This is a genomic window from Malikia spinosa (assembly GCF_002980625.1).
Taxonomy (GTDB): domain Bacteria; phylum Pseudomonadota; class Gammaproteobacteria; order Burkholderiales; family Burkholderiaceae_C; genus Malikia; species Malikia spinosa.
Map to the genome: position 1 here is coordinate 59,824 of NZ_PVLR01000005.1, position 19,860 is coordinate 79,683.

A 19,860-nucleotide genomic window follows, 5' to 3' on the forward strand; every position below is an offset into this window, starting at 1 on the left:
GGATTTGAAAATGACAAGTCGGTGGAAGTCGGCCCTCTGGCCGCTGGTCCTGCTGGCGGCGGTCGGCGCCGGGTTGTTCGGGTGGGCGCCTTGGCGCGACTCGGGCCTGCCCGCGGGCCTGGTCAAGGGCAACGGCCGCATCGAGGCAACCGAGATCGCGGTCGCCAGCAAGCTGGCCGGCCGGGTGCTGGCAATCGAGGTCGGCGAGGGCGACTTCGTCAAGGCCGGCCAGGTGCTGGCCCGGATGCAGGTCGACAGCCTGCAGGCGCAGCGCGACGAGGCGCTGGCCCGCCTGCAGCAGGCCCAGCAGGCGGTCGGCACCGCCGAGGTCCAGGTGGCGCAGGCCGAAAGCAATCATCAGGCCGCGCTGGCGCTGGTGGTGCAGCGCGACAGCGAGCTCGACATGGCGCAGCGGCGGCTGCTGCGCTCGGAGCAGTTGGCGCGCGAAGGCTTCTTTTCTGATCAATTGCTCGAGGATGACCGCGCCAAGCGGCGCAACCAGCAGGCCATCCTGAGCGCGGCCCAGGCCCAGGCGCGTGCCGCCGAGGCGGCCGTGCGGGCGGCGCGGACCCAGATCCCCGCCGCCCAGGCCCAGGTCCGGGCCCTCGAGGCGACGCTGGCCCGGATCGATGTCGAGCTGGCCGACAGCGTACTCAAGGCGCCGCGCGACGGCCGGGTCCAGTTCCTGATCGCGCATCCGGGCGAGATCGTCGCCGGCGGCGGGCGCGTGCTCGATCTGGTCGATCTGTCCGATGTTTACCTGACCTTCTTCCTGCCCGAGACCGTGGCCGGCCGGGTGGCGCTCGGCAGCGAGGTGCGGATTCTGCTCGATGCCGCGCCGGAGTTCGTGATTCCGGCCAAGGTCTCGTTCGTGGCCAGCCAGGCCCAGTTCACGCCCAAGACGGTCGAGACCGCCAGCGAGCGCCAGAAGCTGATGTTCCGCGTCCGGGCCCAGATCGACCGCGAGCTGCTGTTGCGCCACCTCGACCAGGTCAAGACCGGCCTGCCCGGGGTAGCCTGGCTCAAGCTCGACCCACAGGCCGCCTGGCCGGCTGACCTGGCGCTCAAGGGGCAGCCGTGACGGGGCCGGCGCCCCTGGACGCCGCGCTGGCTCCGGTGGCGCGGCTCGAAGGGGGGGCGCAGCGCTACCAGCAGGTGGTCGCGCTCGCGGGGGTGACGCTGGAGATTCCGGCCGCCTGCCGGGTCGGCCTGATCGGCCCGGACGGGGTCGGCAAGTCGAGCCTGCTGTCGTTGCTGGCCGGCGCGCGCGCGCTGCAGACCGGACGGGTCGAGGTGCTGGGCGGCGACATGGCGCGCCAGCGCCACCGGCGCCAGGTCTGCCCGCGCATTGCCTACATGCCGCAGGGCCTGGGCAAGAACCTCTATCCGACCCTTTCGGTCGAGGAGAACCTGCAGTTCTTCGCCCGCCTGTTCGGCCATGACGCGGCCGAGCGCCGCCAGCGCATCGACCAGCTGACCCAGGCCACCGGCTTGCAGCCTTTCCTGGCGCGCCCGGTCGGCAAGCTGTCGGGCGGCATGAAGCAGAAGCTCGGCCTGTGCTGTGCGCTGATCCATGATCCGGACCTGCTGATCCTCGACGAGCCGACCACCGGCGTCGATCCGCTGGCCCGGGCCCAGTTCTGGCAGCTGATCGACGGCATCCGGGCCCAGCGCCCCGGCATGAGCGTGCTGGTGGCGACCGCCTACATGGACGAGGCGCAGCGCTTCGACTGGCTGATTGCGATGGATGCCGGCCAGATCCTGGCCGAGGGCCGGCCGGCCGACCTGCTGCAGCGCACTGGCGCTGCGACCCTGGAGGCGGCCTTCATCGCCCTGTTGCCCGAGGCCAGGCGGCAGGGCTATCAGGCGATCGAGATCCCGCCGCTGCAGCCGGACCAGGATTGCGCGATCGAGGCCGACGGCCTGACGATGCGCTTTGGCGATTTCGTCGCGGTCGATCAGGTCAGCTTGCGCATCCAGCGCGGCGAGATCTTCGGCTTCCTGGGCTCGAACGGCTGCGGCAAGTCGACCACGATGAAGATGCTGACCGGCCTGTTGCCAGCCAGCGCCGGCAGCGCCAGGCTGTTCGGCCATCCGGTCGATCCGAAGGACATGGCAACAAGGCGGCGGGTCGGCTACATGTCGCAGTCCTTTTCGCTCTACGGCGAGCTGACGGTGGCGCAGAACCTGGCGCTGCACGCGCGCCTATTCCATGTGCCCGAGTCCGAGGTCGCGCAGCGGGTGGCCGAAATGGTCGGGCGCTTCGGCCTGGCCGAGGTGCTGGCCGAACTGCCCGAGAAGCTGCCGCTCGGCATGCGCCAGCGGCTGTCGCTGGCCGTGGCCATGGTGCATAGACCTGAGCTGCTGATCCTGGACGAGCCGACCTCGGGCGTCGATCCGATCGCGCGCGACCAGTTCTGGCGTCTGATGATCGAGTTGGCGCGGCGCGACAAGGTGACGATCTTCATCTCGACCCATTTCATGAACGAGGCCGAGCGCTGTGACCGGATCTCGCTGATGCATGCCGGCCGGGTGCTGGCCAGCGCGGCACCGGCGGCGATCGTGGCCGAGCGCGGCGTGGCGACGCTGGAAGAAGCCTTCATTGCCCATCTGCTGGCGGCGGGTGGCGGCGCGGGGTCCCCCAGCGATGCCGCGCCAGCCGGCCAGCTGGCCGGACCGTCATCCGATCCGGGCCTGGCAGCGCCGCCCGCTGCGGCGCCGGGCCAGTCCCCGGCGCTGGCCGCTGGCGCCGAAAGCGGGCAGGATGCCAGCCGTCCGGAACCCTTCGGTCGGTTGCGCCGCAGCCTGCGCCGGATCTACAGCTACAGCTGGCGCGAGGCGCTCGAACTGCAGCGCGACCCGGTGCGCGGTGCGCTGGCGCTGCTGGGTTCGCTGCTGCTGATGTTCGTGATGGGCTACGGCATCAGCATGGATGTCGAGAACCTGCGTTACGCCTTGCTCGACCGCGACCAGACCGCGCTGAGTCGCGACTACGCCCTGAACCTGTCGGGCTCCAACTACTTTGTCGAGCGCCCGCCGCTGCAGGACTACGCCGAGCTGGACCGGCGCCTGCGCAGCGGCGAGCTGTCGCTGGCGCTCGAGATACCGGCCGGCTTTGCGCGCCGGGTCGAGCGCGGCGACCCGGCGCAGATCGGGGCCTGGATCGATGGCGCGATGCCACAGCGCGCCGAGACCGTCAGCGGCTTCGTGCAGGGCATGCATCAGCATTGGCTGGCGCAGCAGCAGCGCCAGCGCACCGGGATGACGCCGGCGGCGGCGGTCGCGGTCGAGACCCGCTTTCGCTACAACCCCGACATCAAGAGCCTGCCCGCGATGGTGCCGGCGGTGATCCCGCTGCTGCTGCTGATGCTGCCGGCCATGCTGACGGCGCTGGCGGTGGTGCGCGAGAAGGAGCTGGGCTCGATCATCAACCTGTATGTCACGCCGACCACGCGCACCGAGTTTTTGATCGGCAAGCAGCTGCCCTATGTCGCGCTGGCGCTGGTCAATTTCGGCCTGATGAGCCTGGCTGCCGTCACGCTGTTCGGCGTGCCGATGACCGGCAGCTTCGCCACCCTGGCGCTGGCCGCGCTGCTCTACAGCCTGAGCTCGACCGGAATGGGCCTGCTGGCCTCGACCCTGGTGCGCAGCCAGATCGCCGCGATCTTCTTCGCCATGGTCGGCACGCTGATCCCGGCGGTGCAGTTTGCCGGCCTGATCCACCCGGTCTCGTCGCTGGAAGGCATGGGGCGCTGGATCGGCGAGATCTACCCGGCCAGCCACATGTTCGTGATCAGCCGGGGCGTCTTCAGCAAGGCGCTCGGCTTCAATGACCTGGCGGCTTCCTTCTGGCCGCTGGCGGTCGCTGCGCCGCTGATCCTGGGCCTGGCCGTGCTGCTGCTGAAAAAACAGGAGGCCTGATGCTGCGCCATCTCGCCAACATCTACCGGCTCGGCATCAAGGAGCTCTGGAGCCTGTGGCGCGACCCGATGATGCTGTTCCTGATCATCTACACCTTCACGGTCGCGGTCTACACCGCCGGCACCGCGATGCCCGAGACCTTGCATCGCACGCCGATCGCCATCGTCGACGAGGACGACTCGGCGCTGTCGGCCCGCCTCATCGGCGCCTTCTATCCGCCCTCGTTCACGCCGCCGGTCCGCATCGGCCAGGCCGAGGTCGACCCGGGACTCGACGCCGGCCGCTACATCCTGGTGCTGACGATTCCGCCCGATTTCCAGCGCGACTTGCTGGCGGGCCGGTCACCTGCGGTGCAGCTCAATGTCGATGCGACCCGCATGAGCCAGGCCTTTGCCGGCAGCGGCTTCGCGCAGCAGATCATCCAGGGCGAGGTGGCCGAGTTCCTGCAGCGCCAGCGCGCCGTGCCGGTTTATCCGGTCGAGCTCGTGACCCGGGTCCGCTTCAATCCGACCCTGTCCAACACCTGGTTCGGCTCGCCGATGGAGCTGGTCAACCTGATCACGATGCTGTCGATCATCCTGACCGGCGCCGCGCTGATCCGCGAGCGCGAGCATGGCACGGTCGAGCATCTGCTGGTGATGCCGGTCACGCCGACCGAGATCATGCTGGCCAAGATCTGGTCGATGGCGCTGGTGGTGCTGCTGGCGTCGGCGCTGTCGCTCAACGGCGTGATCCGCGGTGTGCTGCAGGTGCCGATCGAGGGCTCGCTCTGGCTGTTCTTCAGCGGCGTGGCGCTGCATCTGTTCGCGACCACCTCGATGGGCATCTTCATGGCGACGCTGGCGCGCAGCATGCCGCAGTTCGGCCTGCTGATGGTGCTGATCATGATGCCGCTGCAGATGCTGTCGGGCGGCGTGACCCCGCGCGAGAGCATGCCGACCTGGGTCCAATGGGCGATGTCGCTGGCGCCGACCACCCATTTCACCGAGCTGAGCCAGGCCATCCTGTATCGCGGCGCCGGCATCGACGTGGTCTGGAGCTCCTTCGTCGCGCTGGCCTTGATCGGTTCCGTGCTGTTCGCGCTGTCGCTGCGGCGCTTCCGGGCCACGATTGCCCAGCTGGCCTGATCCGGGGTGAGGCAAGGTCCAGCCCGCCTGACGCCTGACGCCTGACGCCTGACGCCTGACGCCTGACGCCCGCCGCCTTCAGCGCAGCGTCAGCGCCAGCGCGACCGGCAGAAAGACCACCGCGGCCAGGTTGCCGAGCAGCACCATCGACGCGACCTTGTCCGGTTCCTGGCCGTAGCGTTCGGCGAACATGTAGTTGAGCACCGCGGGCGGCAGCGCGCCGAACACCAGCAGCAGCGCCTGCTCGCGCTCGGGCAGTCCGATCAGGCGCAGCATGACCCAGGCCGCCGCCATGCCGGCGAGCGGGCGCAGCACTGCACCGAACAGGCCGAAGCCGACCGCCTCGATGCGCGAGTCGGCCAGCCGCACCCCGAGCGCGAACAGCATCAGCGGGATCGAGATGTCGCCGACCATCCGGATCGCCGTCAGCAGCGGTGGCCAAAGCTCGATTCCGCTCAGGCCGACCGCCAGCCCGGCGAAGGTGGCCAGCACCGGCGGCGATTGCCAGGCTTGCAGCCAGCTGCTGCGCGGGTCGAGCAGCCAGGCGCCGAAGGAGAAATGCAGCAGGTTCGACAGCACGAACAGCACCACCATCGGCGCCAGCGCCGCGTCGCCAAAGGCCAGCACCGCCAGCGGCAGGCCGAGGTTGCCGCAGTTGTTGAACATCATCGGCGGCACCAGCGTCCGGGGCGTGATGCCGAGCGCGCGCGCCGCCAGCCAGCCGACCAGTCCGGTGCAGGCGATGACGCCCAGGCCGGCCAGCAGCAGCGGCAGATAGTCGCTCAGGCGGAACTCCTTGCCGGCCATGGCGCCGAACACCAGCGCCGGCACGAAGACCGCGAGGTTGAGCCGGTTCGCGTGCGACAGGTCGGGCTTCATGCGCCGCGCCACCACATAGCCGAGCGCGGTGATGGCGAACAACGGAAACAGGATCGAGAGGATGCGGATCAGCATGGATGCCATTCTGCAGCGTCGCGCTGGGCATTGATCTTGCATGATGGAGGGGTTTGTCTGTCTACCCCCTGATTCATGCCCTGGCACGCCCATCTCGACCTCCAGTATCGCCGCGACCCGAGCGGCCAGACCCTGCTGCGGCACCGCCACAGCGGCCCGCTGCGCATCTTCAAGAGCCTCTATCCCGAGGGACTGGCGGTCTGCCACAACGTGATCGTCCATCCGCCGGGCGGACTGGTGCAGGGCGACCGGCTCGAGGTCGATGTCACGGTCGCGGCGGGCGCGCATGCACTGGTCTCGACCCCGGGCGCGACGCGCTTCTACCGCAATGCCAGCGGCGAGCCGGCCGAGCAGCGGGTGCGGCTGGCGCTGGAGGAGGGCGCGCGGCTGGAATGGTTGCCGCTCGAAACCCTGGCCTATGACGGTTGCCGCGCGCTGAACCGGGTCGAGCTCCAGATCGCGCCGGGCGCCGAGCTGCTGGCCTGGGATGTCGTGAGCCTGGGTCTGCCAGCGGCCGAGCTGCCTTTTGCCAGCGGCTGCCTCGAGCAGCAATGGGACTGGCCCGGGGTCTGGCTCGAGCGCGCCCGGCTCGATGCCGCCGATGAGCGCCTGCTGCGCAGCCCGGTCGGGCTCGACGGCCAGAGCACGCTGGCCACGCTGGTGCTGGCCTGTGGCAGCGCGCTGACGCGCCACCGGCGCGAGGCGCTGCTCGAGGCCTGCCGCGACCTGATCGAGACCCATGCGCTGGCGCCGCGCTGCGGCGCGACCTGCCCGAACGACCAGATGCTGGTGGTGCGCGCGCTGGCCGGCCAGGTCGAGCCGCTGATGCAGCTCTGGCAGGCGCTGTGGGCGCTGCTGCGGCGCGAGGCCTGGGGCATGGCCGATGCGCCGCCGCGGATCTGGAGCGTCTGAGCTGCGCCGCTGGCCGGGGTGACGGCATTGGACTGGGCGCTGGCATGGCTTGTACGCCATCTGGCGTACAGACGGTTCGGGGGGCGATCCTTAGCATGGAGACATCCGCTGCAAAACGGCCTGAAAGGGATCAAAAATGATCCGAAACGGCCGGCCAGCGGCGGAAAACCCTCCAACCCCTCGAAACGGAAATCGCCATGTCCAGCTATTCCACGCGTCGCCTGACCCTCAAGACCCTGTCGGCCGCTGCCGCCGTCGCTTCCATGGGCCTGTTCGGCCTGCCAGCCCATGCCGCCGACACCATCAAGGTCGGCGTGCTGCACAGCCTGTCGGGCACGATGGCGATCTCCGAGACCGTGTTGAAGGACACGGTGCTGATGGCGATCGACGAGATCAACGCCAAGGGCGGCGTGCTGGGCAAGAAGCTGGAGCCGGTGGTGGTCGATCCGGCTTCCAACTGGCCGCTGTTCGCCGAGAAGGCCAAGCAGCTGATCGACCAGGACAAGGTCGCGGTGGTGTTCGGCTGCTGGACCTCGGTTTCGCGCAAGTCGGTGCTGCCGGTGTTCGAGGAAAAGAACAGCCTGCTGTTCTACCCGGTGCAGTACGAGGGCGAGGAACTGTCCAAGAACGTGTTCTACACCGGCGCGGCGCCGAACCAGCAGGCCATCCCAGCGGTCGAATACCTGATGAGCAAGGACGGCGGCGAGGCCAAGCGCTTCGTGCTGCTGGGCACCGACTATGTCTACCCGCGCACCACCAACAAGATCCTGCGCGCCTTCCTGAAGTCCAAGGGCGTCGCCGAGTCCGACATCATCGAGGAGTACACCCCGTTCGGCCACAGCGACTACCAGACCATCATCGCCAAGATCAAGAAGTTCTCGTCCGAGGGCAAGAAGACGGCCGTGATCTCGACCATCAACGGCGACTCCAACGTGCCGTTCTACAAGGAACTCGGCAACGCCGGCCTGAAGGCCAAGGATGTGCCGGTGGTGGCCTTCTCGGTCGGTGAAGAAGAGCTGCGCGGCGTCGACACCAAGCCGCTGGTCGGCCACCTGGCAGCCTGGAACTACTTCATGAGCGTGAAGAACCCGGCCAACACCGAGTTTGTCAAGAAGTGGAGCGACTACGCCAAGGCCAAGAACATCCCGGGCCACAAGGACAAGCCGCTGACCAACGACCCGATGGAGGCGACCTACATCGGCATCAACATGTGGGCCCAGGCGGTGGCCAAGGCCAAGTCGACCGATACCGACAAGGTGATCGCGGCCATGGCCGGCCAGACCTTCAAGGCGCCGGGCGGCTTCGTCAGCACCATGGACAAGGAAAACCATCACCTGCACAAGCCGGTCTTCATCGGCGAAGTCAAGGCTGACGGCCAGTTCAAGGTGGTCTGGAAGACCAAGGGCCCGGTGGTCGCCGACCCGTGGAGCGACTACATCGCCGAGAACAAGGGCAAGGTCAACGTGCCGGCCAAGAAGTAAGGCGATCGGGCCAGGCATCGGGGTCGGGCTGCGGTCTGCCCCTGTTGCCTGGAGGCTTGAACGGGCCGCCTTGCCGCGGCCCGCTGTTTTTTCGGGAAGTCGATGATGCGACACAAGATGATGGACGCGCTGCGGCACAGCGTGCTGAGACTGGGGTTGGGCCTGGCCTTTGCCTGCGGCCTGCCGCTGGCCGCCCATGCCCTGACGGCGCCACAGGCGCTGGAACTGGCCGCGGGCGAGGCCGACGAGCGGGTGGCGCAGCTGCTGCAGCTGGCCGCCAGCGACGACGCGCGCGCCCATGCGCTGATCCGCGCCCTGTCCGACGAGAGCGTGCAGGTACAGAACGGCCAGGTGTTGATCGTGCAGGGCGCCGAGGCCATCGATGCCGTCAGCGGCGCCGTGGTGGCGCTCGGTGATGGCGCCGAGGAGGCCGTGGTCAACAACCGCCTGCGTGGCGCGCTCGACAGCGCGCTGGCCGGCATGGATCTGCTGCAGGGCGATGCCGCGCGTCAGCGCGAGGCGGCCGCCATCCTGCAGCGTGGCGCCTTCGACGACCCGACCCCGGCCCAGCTGCCGCTGGTCGAGCGCGCGCTGTCGCCCGAGTTTTCCGCCCGGCTCGACCCGGCCGCGCGCGAGTCGCTGCAGCTGGCGCAGGCCGCGCTGCACCTGGCCAGCAACGACCCGGCGCAACGCATTGCCGCTGCCCGCAAGCTGGCCGGGGTCGGCCAGCCGATCGTCAAGGCGCTGCTGAGCCAGCGCCTGGAGTCCGAGACCGACCCGGCCGTCAAGACCGCGCTGAGCCAGGCCCTGAGCGCGGTCGAGCGCGCGCTGAGCACGGCTTCGGTGCTGGGCCAGATGTTCACCGGCTTCAGCCTGGGCTCGATCCTGCTGCTGGCCGCGCTCGGGCTGGCGATCACCTACGGCCTGATGGGCGTGATCAACATGGCGCATGGCGAGCTGATCATGATCGGCGCCTACGCGACCTACCTGGTGCAGCTGGCGTTTCGCCAGTACCTGCCGGGCGCCTTCGACTGGTATCTGCTGGCGGCGCTGCCGCTGTCCTTCCTGGCCTCGGCGCTGGTCGGCGCGGCGATGGAGCGCAGCGTGATCCGCTTCCTCTACGGCCGTCCGCTCGAGACCCTGCTCGCGACCTGGGGCATCAGCCTGGTGCTGATGCAGGGCGTGCGCAGCCTGTTCGGCGCGCAGAACGTCGGCGTCGAGAACCCGTCCTGGATGAGCGGCGGCATCACGCTGCTCGGCAGCCTGACCCTGCCCTGGAACCGGATCATCATCATCGGCTTTGCGGCTGCGGTGCTGCTGGCGGTCGCGCTGCTGATCGGCAAGACCCGACTCGGCCTGTTCGTGCGCGGCGTGACGCAGAACCGCCCGATCGCGTCCTGCATGGGTGTCAATACGGCACGCATCGATACCTACGCCTTCGCGCTCGGTTCCGGCATCGCCGGTCTGGCTGGCTGCGCCTTGAGCCAGGTCGGCAACGTCGGCCCGGACCTGGGCCAGAACTACATCGTCGACAGCTTCATGGTGGTGGTGCTGGGCGGGGTCGGCCAGCTGGCCGGCACGGTCTACGCCGCGCTGGGCCTGGGGCTGCTGAACAAGCTGCTCGAGGGCTGGGCCGGCGCGGTGCTGGCCAAGATCGCGGTGCTGGTCTTCATCATCGTCTTCATCCAGAAGCGTCCGCAGGGCATCTTTGCCCTCAAGGGTCGCCAGGCCTGATCCGGGAGCCATCCTCATGACAACTCAAGTTCTGACTTCCGCCACTGGCCTGCCGGCCAAGGGCCCCCTGCTCGCGCGCAGCGGCTGGGGCGCGATCCTGGTCGCGCTGCTGGTGGTCTGCGCGCTGGCACCGGCGCTCAATCTGCTGGTGCCCGAGTCCAGCATCTTCCACCTGAGCGACTACATGGTCGGCCTGCTCGGCAAGATCATGTGCTACGCGATCTGCGCGCTGGCGATGGACCTGATCTGGGGCTATACCGGCATCCTGAGCCTGGGCCACGGCCTGTTCTTCGCGCTCGGCGGCTATGTGATGGGCATGTACCTGATGCGCCAGATCGGCCGCGAGGGCAGCTACCAGAGCGACCTGCCCGACTTCATGGTGTTCCTGGACTGGAAGGAACTGCCTTGGACCTGGGCCCTGTCCGACAGCTTCGCCGCCACCTTGCTGCTGGTGCTGCTGGTGCCGGGACTGGTCGCCTTCGTGTTCGGCTACTTCGCGTTCCGCTCGCGCATCAAGGGGGTGTATTTCTCGATCATCACCCAGGCGCTGACCTTCGCGGCGATGCTGCTGTTCTTCCGCAACGAGACCGGCTTTGGCGGCAACAACGGCTTCACCGACTTCAAGCGCCTGCTCGGCATGCCGCTGGCGACGCAGGAAATGCGCATGACGCTGTTCGTGCTGACCGGCCTGACGCTGCTGGGCTGTTATCTGTTCGCGCGCTGGCTGGTCAGCAGCAAGTTCGGCCGCGTGCTGCAGGCGATCCGCGACGCCGAGAGCCGCGTGATGTTCTGCGGCTACGACCCGCTGCCGTACAAGCTGACGATCTGGGTCATCTCGGCGGTGATGTGCGGCGTCGCCGGTGCGCTCTACGTGCCGCAGGTCGGCATCATCAACCCGGGCGAGATGAGCGCGGCCAACAGCATCGAGATCGCGGTCTGGGCCGCGGTCGGCGGCCGGGCCTCGCTGATCGGCCCGATCGTCGGCGCCTTCATCGTCAACGGCGCCAAGAGCTGGCTGACCGTGACCTTCCCCGAGTTCTGGCTCTACTGCCTGGGCGCGCTGTTCATCGTCGTGACGCTGTACCTGCCGCAGGGCGTGGTCGGACTGGTGCAGAAACTGCGGATCAAGAAAGGAGGCCAGGCATGACGCCCGAGCTGATGGAGCAAGGCGCGCAGCGCTATGAGCGCGCGCAGGAGGCCCTGGTGCAGGGCAAGACCGCCTCGGGCGGCCGTGCCGCCGCCTTCTCGCGCCCGCTGGTGCGCGGCGAGGTCGACACCACCCATGGCCGCATCCTGTATCTGGAGGATGTGCAGGTCAGCTTCGACGGCTTCAAGGCCATCAACGGCCTGAACCTCGACATCGCGCCCGGCGAGCTGCGCTGCATCATCGGTCCCAACGGTGCCGGCAAGACCACGATGATGGACATCATCACCGGCAAGACCCGGCCCGACTCGGGCAGTGTGTTCTTCGGTTCCACCATCGACCTGCTGCGCTACAAGGAACCCGAGATCGCGGCCCTGGGTATCGGCCGCAAGTTCCAGAAACCGACCGTGTTCGAGGAGCTGACGGTGTTCGAGAACTTGGAGCTGGCGCTGGCCACGCACAAGGGGGTCTGGCCCAGCATGAAATTCGGCCTCAATGGCGAGCAGAAGGACCGGCTGTCCGAGGTGCTGCAGACCATCCACCTGAAGGATGCGGTCCGGCGCCGCTCGGGCGACCTGAGCCACGGCCAGAAGCAGTGGCTCGAGATCGGCATGCTGCTGATGCAGGAGCCGAAATTGCTGCTGCTCGACGAGCCGGTGGCCGGCATGACCGACGAGGAAACCGCGCGCACCGCCGAGCTGTTCCTGACGCTCAAGGGCAAGCATTCGCTGATGGTGGTCGAGCACGACATGAGCTTCATCCGCGCCATCAGCGAGAAGGTGACCGTGCTGTGCGACGGCGCCGTGCTGGCCGAGGGCACGCTGGACCAGGTGCAGGCCGACGAGCGCGTGATCGAGGTCTATCTGGGCCGCTGAAGGACATATCCATGTTGCAGATCGAACAAATCCACCAGTACTACGGCGGCTCGCATATCCTGCGCGGCGTCGACCTCCAGGCCAAGGCGGGCGAGATCACGGTCGTGCTGGGCCGCAACGGCGTCGGCAAGACCACGCTGCTCAAGTCGCTGATGGGCCTGGTGCCGATTCGCGCCGGCCACATCGTGCTCGACGGCCAGCCGATCGAGAAGACCACGCCCTACGAGCGCGCGCGCGCCGGCATCGGCTTCGTGCCGCAGGGGCGCGAGATCTTCGGTCGTCTGACCGTGCACGAGAACCTGCTTATGGGGCTGGCGACCAAGAAGGCCGGCACGCCGATTCCGCCTGCGCTCTACGAGCTGTTCCCGGTCCTCAAGCAGATGCTGGGCCGCCGCGGCGGCGACCTGTCGGGCGGCCAGCAGCAGCAGCTCGCGATCGCGCGCGCGCTGGCAGCGGCACCGAAGCTGCTGGTGCTCGACGAGCCGACCGAGGGCATCCAGCCCAACATCATCAAGGACATCGGCAAGGTGCTGAAGAAATTGGCCAAGGAAGGCCTGAACGGCGAGCCGATGGCAATCATTCTGGTCGAGCAGTACTACGACTTCGCCGAGGAGCTGGCCGACCGCTACCTGGTGATGGAGCGCGGCGAGGTGATCGCCAGCGGCCCCGGCGCCGAGATGCCCGAGAAGGGCATCCGGCAGCTGGTGGCGATCTGAGCCAGGCGGCAATCCGCAAGACCAGCCAGTCCCCAGCCAAGCCCCCAGCCAGTCCGAAGCCAGTCCGAAGCCAGTCCCAAGCCAGCCCGCCAGGTCCGAGGTGGGTGGCGTCGGCGGCCGATTTGCTGGCCGCGCAGCGGACAGATGAGGCCGACGGCGTCACCTACCTCGGACCTGTCCATCACAGGCAGATCGATGAGGCCGCCAGTGCCAGTAGGGTAGAGGTCCGGGCCGGCTGGCACTGTCAGCCTCTCCGTCCGCTGCGCGTCCAGCAAATCGGCTACCAGTAGGGTAGAGGTCCGGGCCGGCTGGCGCTGTCAGCCTCATCCGTCCGCTGCGCGTCCGGCAAATCGGCCGCCAGCGCCAGCCGGCCCGTACCTCGTTGCTGTCAGGCTTGCGGCTGCAGCTGCGGCTGCTGCGGGATCGCGTAGCTGCCGACCACATGGGCCACCGGTTCCTCCAGCCCCTCGGAGTAGAGCAGCACCTCGCCGGTCGCGAGCAGACGGCCGACCTTGATCAGCTTGCAGACACCGATGATGCGGCGATCGGCCGCGGGCTTGCGCAGGAAATGGATGGTCAGGTCGGTCGTGACGGCCAGCGGCACGATGCCGATCTCGCCGAGCAGCGCGACATAGAGCGCGACGTCGGCCACGCCCATCAGGACCGGCCCCGAGACCGTGCCGCCCGGGCGCAATTCGGCCGGACCGACCCGGTGCGAGACGGTGGCGCCACGCGCGCCGACCGATTCGACGACGCACAGGCTTTGGGGAAATTCGGCGGCCAGGAAGGCCGCGACTTCATCTTTGCTGGCTGGCAAGGCTTGCTCCTGGGTGGCTGGGGCCATCATGTTGACCGGACTGCCTGTCGCGCGGCTTGCGCGCCCGGGCTTCAGAGCGCCTTGTCGACCAGATGGCCGCGGAACAGCCAGGGCAGGCTCGGGCCCTGGCCTTCGGGCACGCCGTCCTTGACTTCGACGCTGATGGCGAGTTCGGTCGCGCTGCCCAGTGCTGCCAGTGCGGCGGCGTCGAGCGGCAACTGCGGCGTCCGCTGACGGCGCGCGATCAGGCCGAGCGAGAGCGGGGCCTGGTCGCCGTTCAGCGCCCAGAGCTGCAGGCTCTCTTCCCGGCCTTCGCTGACCTGGTTCAGGCGCTGCAGCTGGATCAGCTGGGAGACCGAGTCAATGCTGACCAGCATGGCCGGCTGCTGCTCGGCGTCGAGCAGCACCGCGAGCTGGCGGATCTGCGGCTGCTCGGCCAACTGGCCCTGCAGATGCCGGATCTGGGTCTTGAACTGCTCGAACAGGCTCAGGCCGGTGGCGCCGCCGATGAACAGCAGCAGTGCGAGCAGGATGGCGAGCGCGCGCCACCAGGCGCTGACGCGGCGGTCGCGCACGGTCGGTGCGGGGTCATTTTTCTCGGGCAGGTGGTCGGTCATGGCATGACTGTAGCGCCAAAGTTTGTCGGCTCCAGTGCTCGCCCATCACAGGGCCCAGGGACAGGCCCGGGACTGCCCAAGGACGGGCCAGGGATGGCACCGGGACAGGCTTGTGCTGCGGCCAAGGTTTTGCCTATCGGTTAGATAGAGACTATTGAATTTATTTTTCAATAGCTTGGGACTAATATTGAGTCTGTTCGAACGACAACCCGTTCTTTTCTTCCCCCGACTCGTACAGGAAACCTCATGTCCCGCATCAATACCGCCGTCCAGCCGTTCAAGACCGAAGCCTTCCACAACGGCAAGTTCATCGAAGTCACCGAGCAGGCCTTCCAGGGCCGCTGGTCGGTCGTGATCTTCATGCCGGCCGCCTTCACCTTCAACTGCCCGACCGAGATCGAGGACGCCGCCGACCACTACGCCGAGTTCCAGCAGGCGGGCGCCGAGGTCTACATCGTCACCACCGACACCCATTTCGCGCACAAGGTCTGGCACGAGACCTCGCCGGCGGTCGGCAAGGCCCGCTTCCCGCTGGTCGGCGATCCGACTCATCGCCTGACCCATATGTTCGGCGTCCATATCCCGGCGGAAGGCCTGGCGCTGCGCGGCACCTTCGTGATCAACCCCGAAGGCGTGATCAAGACCATGGAAGTGCACGACAACGCCGTGGCGCGCGATGTGCAGGAAACGCTGCGCAAGCTCAAGGCGGCCCAGTTCGTCGCTGCCAACCCGGGCCAGGTCTGCCCGGCCAAGTGGAAGGAAGGCGCCGCCACCATCGCCCCGTCGCTCGACCTGGTCGGCAAGATCTGAGCGCTGCCAGTGCCCGTTGAACCGGCCGGGATGTCCCGGCCGGACTGAACCGAAAACCCTCCCCATTTCAAGAACGGAACCCCATCATGTTGGACGACAGCCTCAAGACCCAATTGCAAGCCTATCTGCAGCGCGTGAACCGCCCCTTCGAGCTGGTGGCCTCGCTCGACGACTCGGCCAGCGCGCGCGAGCTCGAGCAGTTGCTGGTCACGATCGGCGGTCTGTCCGACCAGATCAGCGTACGCCTGGATGGCAGCGACGCGCGCAAGCCCTCGTTCAGCCTGCGCCGCCGCGATGCCGGCACCGGCGCTGAGCCGCAGAGCCTGACCTTTGCCGCCATCCCGCTCGGCCATGAGTTCACCTCGCTGGTGCTGGCACTGCTGTGGACCGGTGGCCATGCGCCCAAGGTCGAGCCCGAGCTGATCGAGCAGATCCGGGCCCTGGACGGCGACTACCGCTTCGAGGTCTACATGTCGCTGAGCTGCCACAACTGCCCCGACGTGGTGCAGGCGCTGAGCCTGATGGCGGTGCTCAACCCGCGCGTGCAGACCGTGGTGATCGACGGCGGACTGTTCCAGCACGAGGTCAAGGCGCGCGACATCATGGCCGTGCCCAGCGTTTACCTGAACGGCGAGCTGTTCGGCGCCGGGCGCATGAGCCTGGAGCAGATCGTCGCCAAGCTCGACACCGGGGCGGCGGCGCGCGACGCGGCCAAGCTCGACGCCAAGGACGCTTTCGATGTGCTGCTGGTCGGCGGTGGCCCGGCCGGCTCGGCGGCGGCGGTCTATGCGGCGCGCAAGGGCATCCGCACCGGCATGGCGGTCGAGCGCATGGGCGGTCAGACCAATGACACGATGGCGATCGAGAACTACATCTCGGTGCTCGAGACCGACGGCCCCAGGTTCGCCGCCGCGCTCGAGGCCCAGGTGCGCCATTACGGCGTCGACGTGATGACCCAGCAGCGCGCGGTCGAGCTGATCCCGGCCACCACGCCGGGCGGCCTGATCGAGGTCCGGCTGGAAAACGGCGCCCGGCTGCAGTCGCGCAGCGTGATCCTCTCGACCGGCGCGCGCTGGAGGAATGTCAATGTCCCCGGCGAGCAGGAATACAAGAACAAGGGCGTGGCCTACTGCCCGCATTGCGACGGCCCGCTGTTCAAGGGCAAACGCACCGCCGTCATCGGTGGCGGCAACTCAGGCGTCGAGGCCGCGATCGACCTGGCCGGCATCGTGTCCCATGTCACGCTGATCGAGTACGGCGACCAGCTCAAAGCCGATGCGGTGCTGGTGGCCAAGCTCAAAAGCCTGCCCAATGTCACGATCCACACCAACGCCCAGACCACCGAGATCACCGGCGACGGCAGCAAGGTCAACGGCCTCAAGTACCGCGACCGCGTCAGCGGCCTTGAGCATCAGGTCGAACTCGAAGGCATCTTCGTGCAGATCGGCCTGGTGCCGAACACCGAATGGCTCAAGGGTACGGTCGAGTTGTCGCGCTTTGGCGAGATCGTGGTCGATGCCAAGGGCCACACCAACGTTCCGGGCGTGTTTGCCGCCGGCGACTGCACCACGGTGCCGTACAAGCAGATCGTGATCGCAGCGGGCGAGGGCGCCAAGGCAGCGCTGAGCGCCTTCGAGCACCTGATCCGTCAGCCGGCAGCGGCTGCCGATACCGCCGTGGTCCGGGTCGAGCAACCGGCGGCGCTGGCCTGATCGGGGCCGGGCAACGCCGCCTGGGGCCGTGGGGGCGCCGGGCGGCTGACGTGCCTGATGCGCCTCAGCGCTGTGGTGACCGGCTGCCCCAGACGGCGGCGCCGACCACCAGCGCTGCCGCGAGCGCGATGTTCCAGCGCAGCGCCTGTCCCGTGCTCAGCAGTAGCAGCGCGGTTGACAGCAGCGGCGTGATGAAGGCCAGCAAGCCGATCCGCCTCGGGTCGCCGCACTTGATCGCCGCATCCCACAGGAAGAAGGCGCCGCCGAGCGGGCCCAGCCCTAGCAGCGCAATCAGCGCGACATCGCCGGCACTGAGCGCTGTCGCGGGTTCGAGCAGGGCATGGCAGGCCAGCGACAGCAGCCCGGACACCAGCGCGAAGCTGCCGACCGCCGCGGTCGGGAAGGCCGGCACCCGGCGCGTCAGTAGCGAATAGCTGGCCCAGACAAAGGCCGATGCCAGCGCCAGCAGATAGCCGGGCTGGAAGCCGCTGCCGGCGCTGGAGGCCTCGCCGCCGCGACCAAGGATGGCGATCGCGGCACCGGCAAACCCCAGCAGCGCGGCCATCACATGCCGGCCATGCAGGCGCACGCCCGGCAGGAACAGCGGCGCGAGCACCACCATGCCGAGCGGCCACAGGTAGTTGATCAGGTTGGCCTCGACCGCCGGCGCCTGGCGCAGCGCCAGGAACAGCAGCCAGTGAAAGCCGAACAGGCCGTAGATGCCGACCAGCAGCGTCGGCAGCGGCACTTTCCAGGCCTGCAGGCGCAAGCGTGACAGCGGCAGCGCGATCAGGCTGCCCGCCAGCAGCCCGAGTCCGGTCAGCAGGAACGGGGGCACATGTGCCAGCTCGACGCCCAGGGTGGCCAGCGTGCCCCAGAGCGCAATCGCGGCCAGGGCCAGTAGATCGGATTTCATGGCTGGCGATCATAGCGGCCCGCCTTGGCTGCCCGGCTCGGTCCGGCACCCGGTGGGTGCTGCGGTGACAAGCGCGTGAAATCTTGCTGAAAACAGGGTAAACCCTTGTTACCGTATATCGTATACGGTAAGACAATATCCGAAGTTCTTCTTTTTCCCCGCCCACCCTGATTCAGCAACAAGGCCGCCCCGTGGATTCCAGCAGCTCCCTTCCCCTTGCCGGTGACCCGTCGCCGCTGCTGCGGCTGTCCCTGCCTCAGGCCGCGCGCCTGTCGACCTCGGATTTCGTGGCCGGGACCCTGCGCGAGGCGATCGTCTCGGGCCAGCTCGGCAGCGGCACCCTGCTCAAGCAGGACGAACTGGCCGAACGCTTCCATGTCAGCAAGATCCCGGTGCGCGAGGCCTTGAAGCGGCTCGAAGCCGAGGGGCTGGTCAGCTTCATCCGCAACAAGGGCGCGCTGGTGGCCTCGATGTCGCCCGACGAGATCTGGGAATATGTCGAGATCCGCGCCATGCTCGAGGCGCGTGCCGCCGAGCTGTCGGCGCCGCGCATCAGCGACGCCAACCTGGACAAGGCCCGTGCCGCGCTTGAGGCCTTTGGTTCCGAGCGCAATCCGGCCCGCTGGGGCGAGCTCAACTGGCAGCTGCATTCCGCCCTCTATGGCGACGCCCAGCGCCCGGTGCTGCTGGCGGAAATCCGTTCCCTGTACGACAAGGTGGAACGCTTCGTGCGTGCACTCCTGGCCGTGACCCCCGAATTGCCGAAAACCCAGCGCGAGCATCACATCATCATCGATGCGTTTGCCGCCCGGGATGCGGAGAGGGCGGCAACTCTGACGCGGGCCCATGTGCTCGATGGCGGAGCCTCCCTGGTGAAGTACCTCTCCGAACACCGCGCCGAACCGCGCACGAGTCCCGTCTGATCCCTCCATTCCAAGGAAATAGCCATGAAAAAAGCGTTGATTGCTAGCGCGGTGTTTGCCGCCCTGTCGGGTGCTGCCGTCGCCGATACGGTGGTCGCCATTGCCGGACCGATGTCGGGTCAGTACGCCTCGGCCGGCGACCAGATCAGGAAGGGCGCCGAGATGGCGATCGCCGACATCAACGCCCGCGGCGGGGTGCTGGGCCAGAAGCTGGTGCTCGAAGTCGGCGACGACGCCTGCGACCCCAAGCAGGCGGTGGCAGTGGCCAACCAGATGGTCAACAAGAAGATCGCCTTCATGCACGGCCACTGGTGCTCGTCGTCCACCATTCCGGCATCCGAGGTCTATCTGGAATCCAACATCCTGATGGCCACGGTCTCGACCAACCCCAAGGTCACCGACCGCGGCCTGAAGAACGTGTTCGCGATCGCCGGCCGTGACGACCAGCAGGGCCAGGTCGCTGGTGCCTATCTGGCTGACAAGTTCAAGGGCAAGAAGATCGCCGTCGTCGACGACAAGAGCGCCTACGGCAAGGGCCTGGCCGACGAGATCGCCAAGGCCATGGACGGCAAGGGCGCCAAGCCCGCGCTGCGCGAGTCGATCACCGCTGGCGAGAAGGACTACTCGGGCCTGATCGCCAAGCTCAAGCAGGCTGGCGTCGAGGTGCTGGCTTTCGGTGGCTACCACACCGAAGTCGCGCTGATCCTGCGCCAGGCCGAGCAGGCCAAGCTCAACCTGACCGTGCTGGGTGGCGACACCATGTCCAACACCGAGCTGGTGACCGCCGCCGGCAAGGCCGCCAACAACGTGCTGTTCACCTTCGGCCCGGATGCGCGCAAGAACCCGGCTGCCGCCCCGATCGTCAAGAAGTTCCGCGACGCCAAGGTCGAGCCCGAAGGCTATGTGCTGTACGCCTACGCCGCCTTCCAGCTGTTCGAGCAGGCCGCCAAGAGCGCCAACAGCGTCAAGTACAACGAACTCGAAAAGAGCCTGCGCGGCGGCAACTTCGACACCGTGCTCGGCAAGATGTCCTTCGATGCCAAGGGCAACAGCAAGGCACCGGCCTTTGTCGTCTACCAGTGGAAAGACGGCAAGTACGACTACGTCAAGTGATCCAGCCTCCGTGCCGCTGGCACCGGATCTGACCGTTTTTCTCTCACCAGCTCCCCGCGCGTCTTGCTGATGCCCGCGGAGCCACCGG

At 67.8% G+C, this 19,860-nt stretch carries 17 protein-coding genes; 13 read left to right on the plus strand and 4 right to left on the minus strand.

Annotation, left to right across the window (positions count from 1 at the left end):
- Nucleotides 1–10 precede the first annotated feature (10 nt).
- From C6P61_RS01335 to C6P61_RS01345, 3 genes are read left to right on the plus strand one after another with little or no spacing between them, the layout of a single operon-like run.
- Complete coding sequence (locus C6P61_RS01335) at nucleotides 11–1,081, plus strand: HlyD family secretion protein (protein WP_105728122.1); 1,071 nt, start codon at nucleotides 11–13, stop codon at nucleotides 1,079–1,081.
- Nucleotides 1,078–3,921, plus strand: a complete 2,844-nt coding sequence (rbbA, locus tag C6P61_RS01340) for a ribosome-associated ATPase/putative transporter RbbA (RefSeq protein ID WP_425319727.1) — start codon at nucleotides 1,078–1,080, stop codon at nucleotides 3,919–3,921. The genes C6P61_RS01335 and rbbA overlap by 4 nt, the downstream gene beginning before the upstream one ends.
- Nucleotides 3,921–5,048, plus strand: coding sequence for an ABC transporter permease (locus C6P61_RS01345; RefSeq protein WP_211296907.1), 1,128 nt, complete (start codon nucleotides 3,921–3,923; stop codon nucleotides 5,046–5,048). Before rbbA ends, C6P61_RS01345 begins: the two co-directional genes overlap by 1 nt.
- 78 nt (nucleotides 5,049–5,126) lie before the next feature.
- On the opposite strand, the gene C6P61_RS01350 is transcribed toward C6P61_RS01345, so the two are convergent.
- Nucleotides 5,127–6,002, minus strand: a complete 876-nt coding sequence (locus tag C6P61_RS01350; RefSeq protein ID WP_105728170.1) for an AEC family transporter — start codon at nucleotides 6,000–6,002, stop codon at nucleotides 5,127–5,129.
- A 75-nt stretch (nucleotides 6,003–6,077) separates the two neighbouring features.
- On the opposite strand from C6P61_RS01350, the gene C6P61_RS01355 reads away from it, so the two are divergent.
- The 6 genes from C6P61_RS01355 (at nucleotide 6,078) to urtE (ending at nucleotide 12,864) form a co-directional block, all read left to right on the plus strand.
- Complete coding sequence (locus C6P61_RS01355; RefSeq protein ID WP_105728124.1) at nucleotides 6,078–6,914, plus strand: urease accessory protein UreD; 837 nt, start codon at nucleotides 6,078–6,080, stop codon at nucleotides 6,912–6,914.
- Nucleotides 6,915–7,111: 197 nt separating this feature from the next.
- A complete protein-coding gene (gene urtA, locus C6P61_RS01360) occupies nucleotides 7,112–8,395 on the plus strand; it encodes an urea ABC transporter substrate-binding protein (RefSeq protein ID WP_105728125.1) in 1,284 nt (427 codons plus the stop codon).
- Nucleotides 8,396–8,497: 102 nt separating this feature from the next.
- Nucleotides 8,498–10,129, plus strand: a complete 1,632-nt coding sequence (gene urtB / locus C6P61_RS01365) for an urea ABC transporter permease subunit UrtB (RefSeq protein WP_425319728.1) — start codon at nucleotides 8,498–8,500, stop codon at nucleotides 10,127–10,129.
- 16 nt (nucleotides 10,130–10,145) lie between these two features.
- Entirely contained in the window at nucleotides 10,146–11,276 is a 1,131-nt protein-coding gene (urtC, locus tag C6P61_RS01370; RefSeq protein WP_105728126.1) for an urea ABC transporter permease subunit UrtC, read from the plus strand.
- Nucleotides 11,273–12,148: an urea ABC transporter ATP-binding protein UrtD gene (urtD, locus tag C6P61_RS01375; RefSeq protein WP_105728127.1), complete on the plus strand. Its 876-nt coding sequence runs from the start codon at nucleotides 11,273–11,275 to the stop codon at nucleotides 12,146–12,148. The genes urtC and urtD overlap by 4 nt, the downstream gene beginning before the upstream one ends.
- An 11-nt stretch (nucleotides 12,149–12,159) precedes the next feature.
- A complete protein-coding gene (gene urtE / locus C6P61_RS01380) occupies nucleotides 12,160–12,864 on the plus strand; it encodes an urea ABC transporter ATP-binding subunit UrtE (protein ID WP_105728128.1) in 705 nt (234 codons plus the stop codon).
- 388 nt (nucleotides 12,865–13,252) lie between these two features.
- Here urtE and C6P61_RS01390 read toward each other — a convergent pair whose 3' ends face one another.
- Complete coding sequence (locus C6P61_RS01390; RefSeq protein ID WP_244908724.1) at nucleotides 13,253–13,681, minus strand: PaaI family thioesterase; 429 nt, start codon at nucleotides 13,679–13,681, stop codon at nucleotides 13,253–13,255.
- Between the two features lie 71 nt (nucleotides 13,682–13,752).
- Entirely contained in the window at nucleotides 13,753–14,298 is a 546-nt protein-coding gene (locus tag C6P61_RS01395; RefSeq protein WP_105728130.1) for an anti-sigma factor domain-containing protein, read from the minus strand.
- A gap of 246 nt (nucleotides 14,299–14,544) precedes the next feature.
- Between C6P61_RS01395 and ahpC the strand changes: the two genes are divergently transcribed.
- Together ahpC and ahpF are read left to right on the plus strand one after the other, a co-directional pair.
- Nucleotides 14,545–15,108, plus strand: a complete 564-nt coding sequence (gene ahpC / locus C6P61_RS01400) for an alkyl hydroperoxide reductase subunit C (protein WP_105728131.1) — start codon at nucleotides 14,545–14,547, stop codon at nucleotides 15,106–15,108.
- Nucleotides 15,109–15,194: 86 nt separating this feature from the next.
- Complete coding sequence (gene ahpF, locus C6P61_RS01405; RefSeq protein ID WP_105728132.1) at nucleotides 15,195–16,820, plus strand: alkyl hydroperoxide reductase subunit F; 1,626 nt, start codon at nucleotides 15,195–15,197, stop codon at nucleotides 16,818–16,820.
- A 64-nt stretch (nucleotides 16,821–16,884) separates the two neighbouring features.
- On the opposite strand, the gene C6P61_RS01410 is transcribed toward ahpF, so the two are convergent.
- Nucleotides 16,885–17,736 carry a DMT family transporter gene (locus tag C6P61_RS01410; protein WP_105728133.1) on the minus strand — a complete coding sequence of 284 codons (852 nt, stop codon included), beginning with the start codon at nucleotides 17,734–17,736 and terminating at the stop codon, nucleotides 16,885–16,887.
- A 191-nt stretch (nucleotides 17,737–17,927) separates the two neighbouring features.
- On the opposite strand from C6P61_RS01410, the gene C6P61_RS01415 reads away from it, so the two are divergent.
- Together C6P61_RS01415 and C6P61_RS01420 are read left to right on the plus strand one after the other, a co-directional pair.
- Nucleotides 17,928–18,659 (plus strand): GntR family transcriptional regulator, encoded by a 732-nt coding sequence (locus C6P61_RS01415; RefSeq protein WP_105728134.1) that lies wholly within the window; start codon nucleotides 17,928–17,930, stop codon nucleotides 18,657–18,659.
- A 24-nt stretch (nucleotides 18,660–18,683) separates the two neighbouring features.
- Nucleotides 18,684–19,772, plus strand: a complete 1,089-nt coding sequence (locus C6P61_RS01420) for a branched-chain amino acid ABC transporter substrate-binding protein (RefSeq protein ID WP_105728135.1) — start codon at nucleotides 18,684–18,686, stop codon at nucleotides 19,770–19,772.
- Nucleotides 19,773–19,860: the final 88 nt, after the last annotated feature.